Origin of the sequence: Bartonella sp. HY406, assembly GCF_025449315.1 — a bacterium.
In the GTDB taxonomy this organism is placed as follows: Bacteria; Pseudomonadota; Alphaproteobacteria; order Rhizobiales; family Rhizobiaceae; genus HY038.
On the sequence record NZ_CP104893.1, the window covers coordinates 2977501 to 2991211 of the forward strand.

Annotated in this window: 14 protein-coding genes (1 of these 14 cut by a window edge); 4 read left to right on the forward strand and 10 right to left on the reverse strand. The window is 40.5% G+C overall.

What is annotated here, in order from left to right; all coding sequences use genetic code 11:
• Together N6B01_RS12530 and N6B01_RS12535 are read left to right on the forward strand one after the other, a co-directional pair.
• A protein-coding gene (locus tag N6B01_RS12530; protein WP_262079046.1) for a YqaA family protein crosses the window boundary here: on the forward strand, positions 1-443 show its 3' portion. It extends 145 nt beyond the left edge of the window; 443 of the gene's 588 nt are visible here — the last part of the coding sequence; the start codon falls outside the window, past its left edge; the stop codon is at positions 441-443.
• Positions 444-474: 31 nt separating this feature from the next.
• The gene (locus N6B01_RS12535; protein WP_182418079.1) at positions 475-1002 is read left to right on the forward strand and encodes a disulfide bond formation protein B; all 528 of its coding nucleotides are present in this window, start codon (positions 475-477) and stop codon (positions 1000-1002) included.
• Positions 1003-1088: 86 nt separating this feature from the next.
• Here N6B01_RS12535 and N6B01_RS12540 read toward each other — a convergent pair whose 3' ends face one another.
• The 6 genes from N6B01_RS12540 to N6B01_RS12565 all read right to left on the reverse strand — a co-directional run bounded on the left by N6B01_RS12540 (position 1089) and on the right by N6B01_RS12565 (position 8704).
• Positions 1089-2267, reverse strand: a complete 1179-nt coding sequence (locus N6B01_RS12540; protein WP_262079047.1) for a metallophosphoesterase — start codon at positions 2265-2267, stop codon at positions 1089-1091.
• Positions 2268-2480: 213 nt separating this feature from the next.
• Positions 2481-4463 (reverse strand): bifunctional sugar phosphate isomerase/epimerase/4-hydroxyphenylpyruvate dioxygenase family protein, encoded by a 1983-nt coding sequence (locus tag N6B01_RS12545; protein ID WP_262079048.1) that lies wholly within the window; start codon positions 4461-4463, stop codon positions 2481-2483.
• A gap of 109 nt (positions 4464-4572) precedes the next feature.
• Complete coding sequence (gene pcaF / locus N6B01_RS12550) at positions 4573-5778, reverse strand: 3-oxoadipyl-CoA thiolase (RefSeq protein ID WP_262079049.1); 1206 nt, start codon at positions 5776-5778, stop codon at positions 4573-4575.
• Between the two features lies 1 nt (position 5779).
• Positions 5780-6475: a CoA transferase subunit B gene (locus N6B01_RS12555; RefSeq protein WP_262079050.1), complete on the reverse strand. Its 696-nt coding sequence runs from the start codon at positions 6473-6475 to the stop codon at positions 5780-5782.
• Entirely contained in the window at positions 6472-7179 is a 708-nt protein-coding gene (locus tag N6B01_RS12560) for a 3-oxoacid CoA-transferase subunit A (RefSeq protein WP_262079051.1), read from the reverse strand. Before N6B01_RS12560 ends, N6B01_RS12555 begins: the two co-directional genes overlap by 4 nt.
• Before the next feature lie 124 nt (positions 7180-7303).
• Complete coding sequence (locus N6B01_RS12565; RefSeq protein WP_262079052.1) at positions 7304-8704, reverse strand: MFS transporter; 1401 nt, start codon at positions 8702-8704, stop codon at positions 7304-7306.
• Between the two features lie 868 nt (positions 8705-9572).
• Here N6B01_RS12565 and N6B01_RS12570 point away from each other — a divergent pair.
• On the forward strand, positions 9573-10046 hold the full coding sequence (locus N6B01_RS12570; protein ID WP_182418086.1) for a MaoC family dehydratase: 474 nt from the start codon (positions 9573-9575) through the stop codon (positions 10044-10046).
• A gap of 95 nt (positions 10047-10141) precedes the next feature.
• Here the strand turns inward: N6B01_RS12570 and N6B01_RS12575 are convergent, their stop codons facing one another.
• Positions 10142-10837: an ArsR/SmtB family transcription factor gene (locus N6B01_RS12575; protein ID WP_262079054.1), complete on the reverse strand. Its 696-nt coding sequence runs from the start codon at positions 10835-10837 to the stop codon at positions 10142-10144.
• Positions 10838-10992: 155 nt separating this feature from the next.
• Here N6B01_RS12575 and N6B01_RS12580 point away from each other — a divergent pair, with 155 nt between their 5' ends.
• Positions 10993-11661 carry a glutathione S-transferase gene (locus tag N6B01_RS12580; protein ID WP_262079055.1) on the forward strand — a complete coding sequence of 223 codons (669 nt, stop codon included), beginning with the start codon at positions 10993-10995 and terminating at the stop codon, positions 11659-11661.
• Between the two features lie 162 nt (positions 11662-11823).
• Here the strand turns inward: N6B01_RS12580 and N6B01_RS12585 are convergent, their stop codons facing one another.
• The 3 genes from N6B01_RS12585 to ppa all read right to left on the reverse strand — a co-directional run bounded on the left by N6B01_RS12585 (position 11824) and on the right by ppa (position 13598).
• Positions 11824-12204 carry a DUF1963 domain-containing protein gene (locus N6B01_RS12585; protein ID WP_262079056.1) on the reverse strand — a complete coding sequence of 127 codons (381 nt, stop codon included), beginning with the start codon at positions 12202-12204 and terminating at the stop codon, positions 11824-11826.
• Between the two features lie 220 nt (positions 12205-12424).
• Positions 12425-12631, reverse strand: coding sequence for a hypothetical protein (locus N6B01_RS12590; RefSeq protein ID WP_262079058.1), 207 nt, complete (start codon positions 12629-12631; stop codon positions 12425-12427).
• Positions 12632-13061: 430 nt separating this feature from the next.
• Positions 13062-13598, reverse strand: a complete 537-nt coding sequence (gene ppa, locus N6B01_RS12595) for an inorganic diphosphatase (RefSeq protein ID WP_182418090.1) — start codon at positions 13596-13598, stop codon at positions 13062-13064.
• Positions 13599-13711: the final 113 nt, after the last annotated feature.

Below are 13711 nucleotides of genomic sequence, written 5' to 3' on the forward strand. Positions count from 1 at the left end.
CTAAAAATGCTTACCGATATGCATTGATTGCTACACTATTTTCGGTGTTGGGCGGTGTAGCAGGATGGCTACTTGGCCATTATGCTTATGAGGCGGTAGCTAAGCCCGTTTTAGAGTTTTATGGCAAGCTTGAAGCATTTGAAGCCTTACGCGGCAGTTCGAGTGTTGATTTTATCCTTTTTCTTCTGGTAACTTCGGGACTTTCTCATCTTCCCCCCATTAAAGTTGTTACAATCCTTTCGGGGGCTGCTGGTATTAATATCTGGCTATTTATTATTTCTGCAATTTTGGCTCGCGGCGCGCGCTTCTATCTGCTTGCTTGGGTTTTACGCAAATATGGCCCAAGCATTCTTGATTTCGTGGTTAAGCGTTTAACCTTGGTAGTTGCGGTAATATGTGTCATTGTTATTATAGGTTTTACCGCTTATAAATTATTGCATTAATTTAGTTATAAATTTTAGGATCTGATAAAAGATGTTCACCTTGACCTCTCCATTTCATAAAACTGATGCGACGCAAATTGGATTATCCGCTATCTTATTTGTTTTAATGGCAGCGACTATTTTGACCGCATTGGGCTTTCAATATATTGGCGGTTTTTTGCCTTGCAAGCTTTGCCTTGAAGAACGCATCCCTTATTATATTGGCACACCTTTGCTAGCACTATGTTTTATATTAAGCTATATGCGCGGACCTGGTGCACTTATCCGTCTTATCTTTATTATTATATTTGTTTTAACATTTTATAATTTTGCTCTATCGGTTTATCATGCTGGCGCGGAATATAAATTTTGGCAAGGGCCAAGCGATTGCTCAAGCTCACAACTTTCTATTGGCAGCGATGCATCAACATTATTAAGTCGCTTAAATGCAACACGCCCTGTTTCCTGCTCTGACGCAGCCTTTCAAATTTTTGGTATCTCTATGGCAGGCATGAATGCAATCGCGTCACTCTTTTTTGCTTTTCTTGCATTTTTAGGTGCTTTTGCGCGGAAAAAATAAGTTTTAAAAACATGCATTAAAATAAAAAAGGCTATTTCTATAATTGAAATAGCCTTTTATGGGTTGTTATAAAGATTAGTGCGCTTTTAAAATTCGCGTTTCAATTTTATTGGATCAGCAAGCTGCGGTGGAAAATCAATCTCGAAATCTGAAAAGCTTGGATCTTGACCAAATGTATGTTCACCATTGCGACCAGCATACTTATTCAAAAGAGTTGAATAAGTATAAAAATGGATCTTTTGCCTTTTAGTATCAAATTCAATAAAGCGCATCCAACCGGCACCGCCATTAGCGGTTTCAGGCTTACCATCAAGGCCTACGGTATTGCCTTGATAGTCCTGTACTAATTGATAAACAGGAAAACCAGCTTCATTTTTATCAACGCGCATATTCTGACCATTGGAAACACCTGCTACCGGCGGCGTATAATGGTGACCGGATAACACCATAAAAATGCGGGAATTTTTACGAATGAACTGATCCCAAATTTCATCCGGCGGTAAGTGGTCTGTTCCTTCAAAATAATTTTTATAATTATTAGAACGATCTGTTTTACCTTTGAAATTTGGTTCTATCCATTCATGAGTAGTGACAATAATCGGCATATCGGGATTAGTATCAACCACCCTTTGTGCCCAATCCAAAACGCGGGCGCTTGGCTCTTGCTCCAAGCCTATATGCAGCATTTTCTTGCCAGCAGCTTCAAAAATCTGAAAGCTATTAAGACCGCCGCCATAAGCACCACCATACCAGTCCTTACCAACAAAGTGGCGTGATTGCGGGCCAAAATAAAGATTAAAGACGGAACCCAATTTTAGTGGACGGTTTTTACCTGGACTATTAAAGCCTTCATACCAAGAGTAATTATCATAATCATGATTACCTGGGACAATTGAAAAGGGGATGCCGCTTTCTGAAAGCACCGATATGCCAATATTCGCATAATCCCATTCGCTTCTGGTATCCCAATAGGTATATTGACCAACAATGCCGGTGCGGAATTGCCCATCACCATGTTGAACGACATCACCAATATGGCTAACAAAAACAATATTTTTTTCCTGCTTTTGGTCAGCAATATATTGCATTTGTTGAATAAATGTATTGACACCGCGTGGCTGTGCCATGGTTATATCATTATAATTTTGCGTATCAGAAATAACTCCAATAGTAAATTTTTCAGCCGATGAAGAATTAATCCCTGCTAATGCCGCAAGCCCTAAAGCTAAAATACCAATTGTTTTGAATTGCTTTAATATTTTCATCAAACACCCCGTTTGTACAATTAAATGGAATAGTCTTCACAATAAAACATTAAATTAGTAAAAATACATTGGATTTGAATATATGAGCTATATTATGAAAACTATATTTGGGGCAAGTTTAATTGACTAGGATTACAAATCTATGACACAAGGTATTTGAAATTTTCAGATGATAATTTAGCGCAAAGGATCAACTTACTTTTTAAAAATGATTTAATCCTTCGGCGAAGCGGTAATTTTTGGCATCCCTCGCGGAGTAATCTGCTTTTTCTGGGCAGAAATTCTAAAAATTGCATTAGCTGCGCCATAGCCATCATAAGGCTTTTTACTGTTTTCACCTTTAGCTTGGCGTTGCACAACTTCAAAAAAGAAACCCTCGCCATAAGTTTCACTATAAAGCTGAAAATAATCGCCATTTTCATCGCTATCAAACAATATATGATTTTCACGCAATTTTTGGCAAAAAGCCTCATCAAGACCAAATCGCGCTTCAACATCATCAAAATAATTAGGCGATATTTTCAATGTCTTGAAACCATTGTGGCGTAAAGCTTTTGCCGTTTTAAAAATATCATCGGTTAAAAAAGCAATATGCTGAATACCTGCACCAAATTTATCGGCGATAAAATGCCCCGCTAAAGTATGGCGGTTTTCTGCACCATTAAGGGTAATACGCAAACTCCCTGCCTCATTGGCTATGACTTGGCTGCGAATAATACCTGATGGATCAATAATATCGACGGCGGGCGTTTTTTGCACATCAAAGATGGATGTATAGAACAATACCCAACTCAGCATCTCATCAAAATCAACCGTTTGCGCAATATGGTCGATATGCAAGAGCCCAGCATCAATTAAATTTGCATCAATTATCTCTGCATCTTTTGAACTTGTTCTGGCCGTAGCGACCTTATTATCACTCACCACAGGTTCAAAATCATTGATTGCGAAGTCTTTCAGTCCGGATTTATCATCAATGAAATAGATAATGCCACCGCCAACACCGCGAATAGCTGGAATTTTGGTCTGCCCGTCAGGTACGGCTTGTTCAAATGGCACACTATCCAATGCAATAGCACGTTTGAACGCCGCCTCTGCGTCATCAACATTTAAGGCAACAGCATAGGCCATAGTGCCATGCATCACAAAAGATAAATTAGAAAATCCATTTTCATCGCGATTAACGATGAGACGGATATCGCCTTGGGTGAATAAATCAACATTTTTGGTTTTGTGCTGGCCGCTCTTTTTAAAGCCCAATTGGGCAAGCAATGAAAAAAGCGCACTAGCTTGTTTGTTGTCGGTTGAAAACTCAATAAAATCAATACCATTTACCTTAATAGGCGCCGGCATTTTTTTTAAATGTAACGTTTTAGAATGGGTTTGCCGCCGTACGCTATCGGCAAGATTAAGCAATGAACGATGACCATCATGAGCAATTAAAAATGGTGAACCGCCACGAAAGCGATCATTAAATATTTCTAGTGAAAAATAACCATCATAGCCAATGTCAGTTATAGCAGCGGTAAAATCTTTAACCGCTAGATCACCTTCACCCGGCATATTTCTATAATGCCGGCTCCAATAAAGCAAATCCATATCCAAAAGTGGCGCATCCGCCAATTGCACAAGAAATAGCTTATCTTTATCGATTGACTTTATCGTTTGACTATCAATACCGCGTGACAAACTATGAAAACTATCAAGAATAAGTCCAATATTGGGGTGATCTGCTTGTTGCACTACTTTCCACGCATCGCGGTGGTCATAAATATGCTTGCCCCAAGCCAAGGCTTCAAAACCAACCTTTATGCCTCTTTGTTTGGCTCGCTCACCAAGCTCACGAAAATCATCGGCGGCGCGTTCAATCCCACCAAGACAAACCGCAGAAAGATTGGAGCACACCAATAGCATATCAGCACCCAATTTCTGCATAATATCGAATTTTTTTTCGGCGCGATCAAAGGCACGTTGACGATAAGGATCAGGCATGCCTTCAAAGTCACGAAAAGGCTGGAAGAGCGTAATGGCCAAGCCATGATCGCGCACCATATTGCCTACATCTTCGGGCTTACCATCAAAGGTTAGAAAGTCATTTTCAAATATTTCAACCCCGTCAAAACCTGCTTTGGCAATAGCTGCCAATTTTTCCGGCAGGGTTCCAGAAATGGATACAGTGGCTATGGAAGTTTTCATCACATCACTCCTAAAAACCTGCAAAAGGTAATATTGATAAGCTGTTCCAGTTTTGGCAAACAACTTAGCCTAAAATATTATTTTTAAACATTATTTATTGCAAACAAATTTACACTTTTTCAAGCGCGATAGCGATGCCTTGGCCAACCCCGATACACATGGTGGCAAGAGCAAGCTTTTTATTGTTAAGCGCACATTCTAGTGCAGCCGTGCCAGTAATGCGCGCGCCCGACATGCCAAGCGGATGACCAAGGGCGATAGCACCACCATTGGGATTAATGTAATCGGCCTTTTCATCAAGACCCAGTTCACGCAAAACCGCAATGCCTTGACTAGCAAAAGCCTCATTAAGCTCAATAACATCAAAATCTTGCGGCGCGATATTTAAACGTGCACATAATTTTTGTGTCGCAGGAGCTGGGCCAATGCCCATAATGCGCGGTGGCACGCCGGCCATAGCACCGCCTAAAATGCGCACTAATGGTTTAAGATTATAATTTTTAATCGCAGCTTCTGATGCAATAATTAGTGCTGCCGCACCGTCATTAACGCCCGATGCATTGCCAGCAGTGACTGTAGCGCCTGCCATTTTATTAATGGTCTTTAATTTGGCCAATGCTTCCAATGATGTTGCACGCGGATGTTCATCTTTGCTTACCAAGATCGGTTCTTTTTTACCCTGCGGTACACTTACTGCGATGATTTCCTTGGCTAGACGACCATTATTTTGAGCAATTGCTGCTTTTTCTTGGCTGCACATGGCAAAATAATCCTGATCCTCGCGGGAGATATGATAGTCAATCGCCACATGATCGCCAGTTTCCGGCATTGAATCAACACCATATTGTGCTTTCATCGCTGGATTAACAAAACGCCAACCAATAGTTGTATCATGGATTTCCGCCTTACGGGAAAAAGCTGATTCAGCCTTTGGCAAAACAAAAGGCGCGCGTGACATGCTTTCAACGCCGCCCGCAATGATAAGATCAGCTTCACCCGACTTAATCGCGCGGGAAGCCGCAATAATCGCATCCATACCGGAACCACAAAGGCGGTTCATTGTTGTGCCACTGACATTAACTGGCATTCCAGCTAATAAAAGCGACTGACGGGCAATATTGCGGTTATCCTCGCCTGCTTGATTGGCGCCACCGAAAATAACATCATCAACTTCGTCAAAGGCGATTGAGGCTTGTCTTTCCATCAAAGCTTTTAGCACCAGCGCACCAAGATCATCGGGGCGCATAGGGGCAAGAGCACCACCAAAACGGCCAATAGGAGTACGAATATAATCACAAATAAAAGCGTCGCCCATTTTATTCCCCAACCTCAGGTACAATTAATTCTTTAACATCACCATCAAGATGCAACTTAGCACCGGTCATCGCTTGTAAATCATCAACCGACATATCAGCTAATTTTTCACGCAAAACAAAATGACCATCAACCACATCAACAACCGCGTGGCTGGTATAGATACGGGTAATACATTGCACGCCAGTAAGCGGAAAGGTGCAAGCCTCAACCAATTTGGGTTCACCCTTTTTAGTAACATGCTCGGTAATAACAAAAACCTGCTTTGCACCATGAACAAGATCCATAGCACCACCCACTGCCGGCACGCCCTTGCTGCCAACGCGCCAATTAGCAAGATCGCCATTTTGTGCCACCTGATAGGCACCAAGAATAGCAACATCAAGATGGCCGCCGCGCACCATGGCAAAACTATCGGCATGGTGGAAGAAAGAAGCACCCGGCTTTAGTGTAACGGCCTTTTTGCCAGCATTAATCAAATCCCAGTCTTCACTACCCTTTGGTGGCGCTTCACCAAAGTTTAAAACACCATTTTCGGTGTGGAAGATTGCTTGCCGACCGGCTGGCTGATAACGTGCCACCATTTCAGGAAAGCCAATACCAAGATTAACATAAGCACCATCCATAATATCTTGGGCGGCACGCCATGCAATTTGCGCATTGGATAATTTAATTTCATCAAAAACATTAAGGCTCATTGATATACCACTCCTGCTCTGATTAATTCTTCTTCCTGTTGAGGATTGGCCACTTCCACAACGGCATTGACAAATATTCCCGGTGTTATCACATCTTCAGGATCGATTTCGCCAGCAGTTACAATTTGGGATACTTGAACAATGGTATTTTGCGCCGCCATACACATAAGCGGATTAAAATTGCGGGCGGCTTTATTATAGGTAAGATTGCCCTGCTCATCACCAAGTTTTGCTTTAATCAGTGCAAAATCAGCTTTTAGCCAACGTTCTTGTACATAAAACCGACCATCAAATTCGGCGATTGGCTTGCCTTCGCTTAATTCCGTGCCATAGGCTGTCGGTGTATAAAAAGCAGGGATACCTGCGCCCCCTGCTCTGATACGTTCAGCTAATGTGCCTTGTGGTACAAGTTCAAGTTCAATATTGCCGGCAAGATAAGCATCGGTAAAGGCACGCGGATCAGACGAGCGCGGAAAGGAACAGATCATTTTTTTGACCATGCCAGCATCAATCATTGCGGCAATTCCAATGCGCCCATTGCCGGCATTATTATTGATAACGGTGAGGTCTTTTGCGCCCTTATCAATCAACGCATGAATAAGTTCAATTGGTGCACCTGAACCGCCAAATCCGCCAATCATTATGGTTGCGCCATCATGGATATTTTTGACAGCATCGGCTAGACTGCCAATTGTTTTATTCATGTCATTTCTCCCATATTTAAAAAAAGTAATTTTTTAATCATATGCTGATTCAAACTGAATATTGAGCTTTGTAAGCCAGCATTTCGCTTGGTTAATCGAAATGCTTGCTTTATTTTAAAGGCTATCAGGCTGGTTTTACGATACGTAAAACAGAGCTAGTGCGGGCTTTTTCATATTCTTCCCCATCAACTGGCTGCGCATCAGGATTACCAAGATCTTCACCACGAAGGCGATAGGTTTCACGTGAAACGAAAACCGCAAAGCCAGATAGGCATGTTATGCCAAAGCTAAATAGACCAATCGTTAAAGCAATATTTGAAGATCCGGGCGAAGCGACCCAAACAAAAACCGATGCCATGAAAGACGCAGCAGGCACACCAATATTATTGGCAATAGCCACCGCTGAAACACGTACTTCAGGTGGGAAAAGTTCAGGATAATAGCAAGGATAAACCGCATTAAAACCTTGATAGATAAAGCCCCAACCAACCATTGCATAAATGATTGCGGTAAAGAGGTCGCCTTGGCTGATCGCATTCAAGAAGAAATAAGACATAGCGCCAGAGCCAACAATACCAATAATTGCAACGGGGCGGCGGCCGAATTTATCCGATGCCATGCCCATAAAAGGCGTTGCAATAACAGCAACAATATTGGCTAAAAGTGTAACCCAAAGATATGCGTCCTTGGTTATATTAATACCATAAGCAGCTTGCGTTGCATAAGTTGCGCCAAAAACAGCAATGGTAACCGGCACAATATTATTTAACGACATAAAAGTGACTTTAAGCATATCGCGCCAATGATATTTTAATGCCTGCATGACTGGCGCTTTTGGCTTTTTGCCCTGCTTAACTTCATTGGTAAATGTTTTTGTTTCATTAACATGGCGGCGGATCATAATGCCGGCAATGATGACGATGATGGATAGCAAAAATGGCACACGCCATCCCCACGACATAAACGCTTCATCAGGTAAAAAGTAAGCAAAAGGAATAAAAATACCTGCAGCAAGGAGCTGGCCAAAGCTAATACCTTGCTGGGCAAAGCTACCGTAAAAACCGCGCCGTCCAAGTGGGGCTTGCTCAAGGATCAGCGAACCCGCACCCGACATTTCGCCTGCAACAGCAAACCCCTGCAAGAGACGCAACAACACCAAAAGAATAGGAGCAAGAATACCAACTTGTTCATAGGTTGGCAACAAACCAACGCCAATTGTCGATATGCCCATTAGAAACATACATAGAATGAGCACGCTTTTACGACCATGACGATCCCCCCAATGACCAAGCGCGATAGCACCAATTGGCCGAGCGACATAACCAACACCATAAGTCGCCAAAGAGGCAATGATACCTATTGTTTGATTGCCAGCGGGAAAGAACAAGGTTGGAAATACAAAAGACGCCGCCATAGCGTAAATAAAGAAGTCATAATATTCAAGGGTTGACCCAATCCAACCACTCGCCGCAGCCTTGCGCGATTCCTTTGTTTGAGGTGTGGAATTATTTACTGATGTGCCCATTTTGTCTCCTCCTGATGACTATAGAGAATTTTCAAAAAAGATGCCGCACTCTTTCACCAACAATAAGACCCAAGTGCTTACCAATTTTACGTTTTGAAAAAATCGATAATTTGCTCCTATTGCATTATCTAAAGAGCTCCCCGATGCAAGCTTTTTTAAAAATACATTTTGCGATTTCCAACCAATGGGCAGCACCAACTAAAGTATTGAACTTTAACCTATCTGCAAAGCTGTTTTGAAATCACCGCCATTTATTTTCTTAAAATGAAATGGAATACTCCTCGTCTCCCATTTTTCATTTCTATAACTAATTTAATATTAGAAGTCAAAAAAAATATTGTAATCATAACGACATGGTTATATTAATCAAATATATAGTTATATTTTTTCTAAACAATATGAGAAACTCTAGTGATAAATTCTCGCATAAAGTAATCTATGCCTTTATGCATTTTTAAAAAAAGCGTTTTATACAGCTTCTTAACTAACCAAAATCAGCACATAATGCCGAAATCAACAGATAATGATAAAATAATCTCGGTAAATCATATTATTGCTAATATAAAAAGCCAAAATAGTTTTTTTTTGGTCATAAAGCTGCTATGCGATTTCACACAGATCTAGACTTAGTACATGGGCCGCACATATTTATGTAAATGGGTTTTAACGCTGATATTGATGATCTGCACCTTAGAACACCCTCAGCCTATATTCAGGCAGTGGCGTGCGCTAGTTTGTTTATTTATCGCATTTTTACGTCAAAAGACGTATATTTTTGCAAAAATGCTCTAAATAAGGTGAAGCAAAGGGTTTGCTGCCAAGCAAACCAGAGCGCAGTTAAATAAAGGGTAATTGAATGGAGGCCATTATGGCAAAAAAAGTAACAGTTGCGGATATTCCGCAATCAATTGGCCAAGAAGTAGGCCTATCCGATTGGCGTGTTGTTAGCCAGGATATGATCAACCAATTTGCTGATGCAACTGATGACCATCAATTTATCCACACTGATCCTGAAAAAGCCAAAGAAACACCTTTTGGCGGTACAATTGCGCACGGATTTTTGACACTTTCGCTGTTATCTACCTTAGCCTATGAAGCATTGCCAGAACTCGAAGGCCAAACTTTTGGCATTAATTATGGATTTGACAAGGTACGCTTCATGGCACCAGTCAAAACAGGCAGCAAAGTTAGGGCACGTTTTGTCGTTTCCGATGCAGAAATTCGCCCCTCAGGACGAATTGTTTTCCATTATAATGTGACACTTGAAATTGAAAATAGTAAAAAGCCAGCATTGACAGCCGACTGGATTACGATTGCTATGGTGCCACCAAAAGAAGATTAATTATTGCGATTGTTACATTACAATCGGCACTATTTAACCGCATAAAGCATTTGGGGATAATTGCTTACCCCCAAACACTCACAAAATTTTTGAAATTATTTTGAAACAACTTCCAATGGACCATGATCATCACAATGATCGCCATGAGGATGGTGTAAACGGCCATCAACCAAATAATCAACATGATCGCCATGCGGTACAGCTTCATGGCCGCAATTTGGTCCATGCACATGGGCATGATCATGGCCAAGATGATTAGCAATTGGATGGCAACCATCTGGATTTTCTGAACTTACTTCAATCACATGTTCATCAACATGGCCATCATGGGGATGATGTAAATGACCATCATGCAAAAAATCAATGTGATCGCCGTGTTTTACCGCAGTATGACCGCAATTTTCGCCATGTTCATGATCGTGATTTGCATGCTGGGGATGATTACAAGTACTCATGATAAATTCCTCTTTATTTGCTGTCTTATCAGTTAAGTGACTATCAATCCGATGTTCACAAGCATGTTCCAACGCATTGCTAACCAAAGCTAGAATATGATGATCTGCAATGGAGTAAATAACCCTTTGTCCGTCTTTGCGTCTTTCCACCAAACGTGCATTTAAAAGCACTTTCAAACGAGCCGATACGGTGCCAATTTTATCACCTTCTATTTGTGATAATTCCCCGACACTACGCTCGTCTTGCGCAAGTAGCATAATGGTCTTGAGCCGCAACGGATCAGCAAGAGCCTTAAACATTTGGGATGCAAGTTCTATCTGATGTTTCGTTACCATATAAATTCCAATATTCTAATGATTGTTAGAATATTGGATAAAATATATTTTGTCAAGACCAATTTAAGGGATTGAAATCAGATCATGTATGGATGACATCTTTTAAACATATAGGCATACTATCAATGCTACCGGAGACTCTATAAGAGGGCAATATGTTAACATTACATTATCTGGAACGGTCTCGCTCTTTTCGCATCATTTGGGCGCTTGAAGAACTACAGAAAAGCTATGAAATCAAGTATTACAAAAGATCCCTTACATTTTCGGCTCCGGCTGAATTGAAAAAGATTCACCCTTTAGGCAAAGCGCCAATTCTACAAGATAATGATGATGTCATTGCTGAGTCTGCGGTTATTTTGGAATATCTTCAAAATAAATATGATCTGCAACATCAGTTCAAACCACAAAAAGATATAGATGTTTTTCAATATTTATATTGGATGCATTATGCTGAAGGTTCATTAATGCCTTTATTAATGTTTCAATTTGTTATGAATAAGGTGAGCGAAAAAGTTCCATTTATAATTCGCCCAATTGTTAATATCATCACAACAGGTATCAAAGCCAATTTTAGCCAACCACGATTAAATGACCACATCACATTTGTTGAGGATCATTTATCCAAACATGATTACTTTGCCGGCAATTTTGGTTTTGCAGATATCCAAATGAGTTTTGCGTTAGAAGCGCTATCTTCTATAATTCCAGACCAATGTCCACATATTCAAGCATTTTTAAAAAGAACCCAAGAACGCTCAGCCTATAAACAAGCAAAAAGCTATTTAGAAGCCTTAAATGCCAACGAGCGGCTTGACTTTTAGAGCGCACTTCGATCTGATTGAATCAGATCGGCGCTCTAATCCATTGTTTGCACCGCGTTTTTTACCCGAAAATCGCTTCACACATTTCGGAAAACGCTCTAATGGTTGAAAATAGGGTTTGATTCTTGGTCCAGACAGTGTGTGAATAAAACTAAAATCAATTCAAGATGAATCGATGGCCGCATAGGTTCTGCTGAAATCGCCTTTTATGGTGTCTTTACGATTTGCAGCAAAGATAAAGCAACCCAAATCCCAAAATTGAAAATCAACTTCACCGCCGCCTTGTAAAGCACAAAGAATAAACCAATCATCATCTTCAAGATCATTCCAACCCTGCTGTTCGGCGTAAGCGGCAGCTTTAACACAAATTGTGCGATCCATATCACTTACTGCATCAGCATAAGTTTCAAACATCTGGCGCTGCGGTCCTTCGCCAAAGGTCATTTCATCCCTTACGGCAATAGCAAAATCAAGAGAGTGCCTAAAATCAATATCTTGCCATACGTTCTTATCAAAATAATAAGGCAAATACAGGCAAGGCAAAATCAAACCCTACAATTTTGACAATGGCTTTATAACGATAAAAACTGGCAGCTTTAACACGCGGTCAAAATATCGATCACTTTTAAAATAAAAGACATCAAGCTCAGATAAATTATAACGACCATAAAACAATAAAACTGTTAAAAATAGATAATTAGAACAGCCTATCTAACTCAAGCCTAAGAAGCGGTGTTAATTGGAATTATTGTTCTATTTTGGCTTACTTGATTTTTTGGCGAATAACTGTTGTTCCCCATGGCACCTCCAACCATTCCTTCGCGGCTGGTGTGCAGCTATAAAATCGCGGCACATTATCTTTTATTTCTACAAGGCAACGATCTTCGCCCAAATCTTCGTCATACCTCCCCAACAAATAAATTTTGTTGCCATTTGTGTACCAATTTTCCCAGCCCATATCTCTACCCATTCCAACCCCCATATAAAACTCGTAAATGCCCATATGGATATCATCTTGGTGAAAGCAAATGTCCTTTTCGTATAAAGTTATCGCATTCGTAAAATATTTATACTTCCAGCACTGACCAACAAGTCTATTCTTAACCTCATTATCAGCATTTTTAGCAGAGTAACAAAATCCCGAGTAAATAAAAAACGGCAAAAAAACCAAAATCCGTAAAAAATGCATTTTACCCCCAACACCAAATACTAGGCCAAGTGATTTTAAGCAAAAAAATTTACTCCATATTTTAGCGGCATAGGTACTATATTAATTAACATAGCAGAATACATTTAGTTGAGCTCGCCTATATCCCTTATCTTTAGAATGCCCACAAAGGCAATAAAAAAAGCAGAGCGCTTATGGCACTCCGCTTTATAAACAAATTGGTGGCTAAAAATTATTTACCTGCAGCTTTTGCGCGTTCAATGGCTTGCACAACCAATTCACGAGCAAAATCTTCATCACGCCAACCTTCAATTTTAACCCATTTATTAGGTTCTAGATCTTTATAATGGGCAAAGAAATGTTCAATCTGCTTTAAAAAGATTTCAGGCAAATCGGAATAATCATGAACATCAACATAGCGTTGGGTCATTTTAGGAGTTGGAACAGCAATAATTTTTTCATCCTTGCCGCCATCATCTTCCATAATTAATGCGCCAATTGGGCGTACATTGATGACACAACCGGGAACTAAGGGCCGAGTATTACACACAAGCACATCAATTGGATCGCCATCTTCTGATAAGGTATGCGGTACAAAACCATAATTGCCAGGATAGGTCATTGGCGTATAAAGGAAACGGTCAACAAAAAGTGCTCCTGACTCTTTGTCCATTTCGTATTTTATTGGTTGGCCACCAACTGGCACCTCAATGATAACATTCACATCTTCAGGAGGATTTTTACCAATAGAGATAGCATCAATCTTCATCTCATTGCCCTTTCATTGTACCATGGATAACCGTAACGGCTCAATATTTGTTGGTATGACATTTTTAATAGCTGTGTTTTGAACCAAGAAAAGTCCTTTTGCAAGGATATATT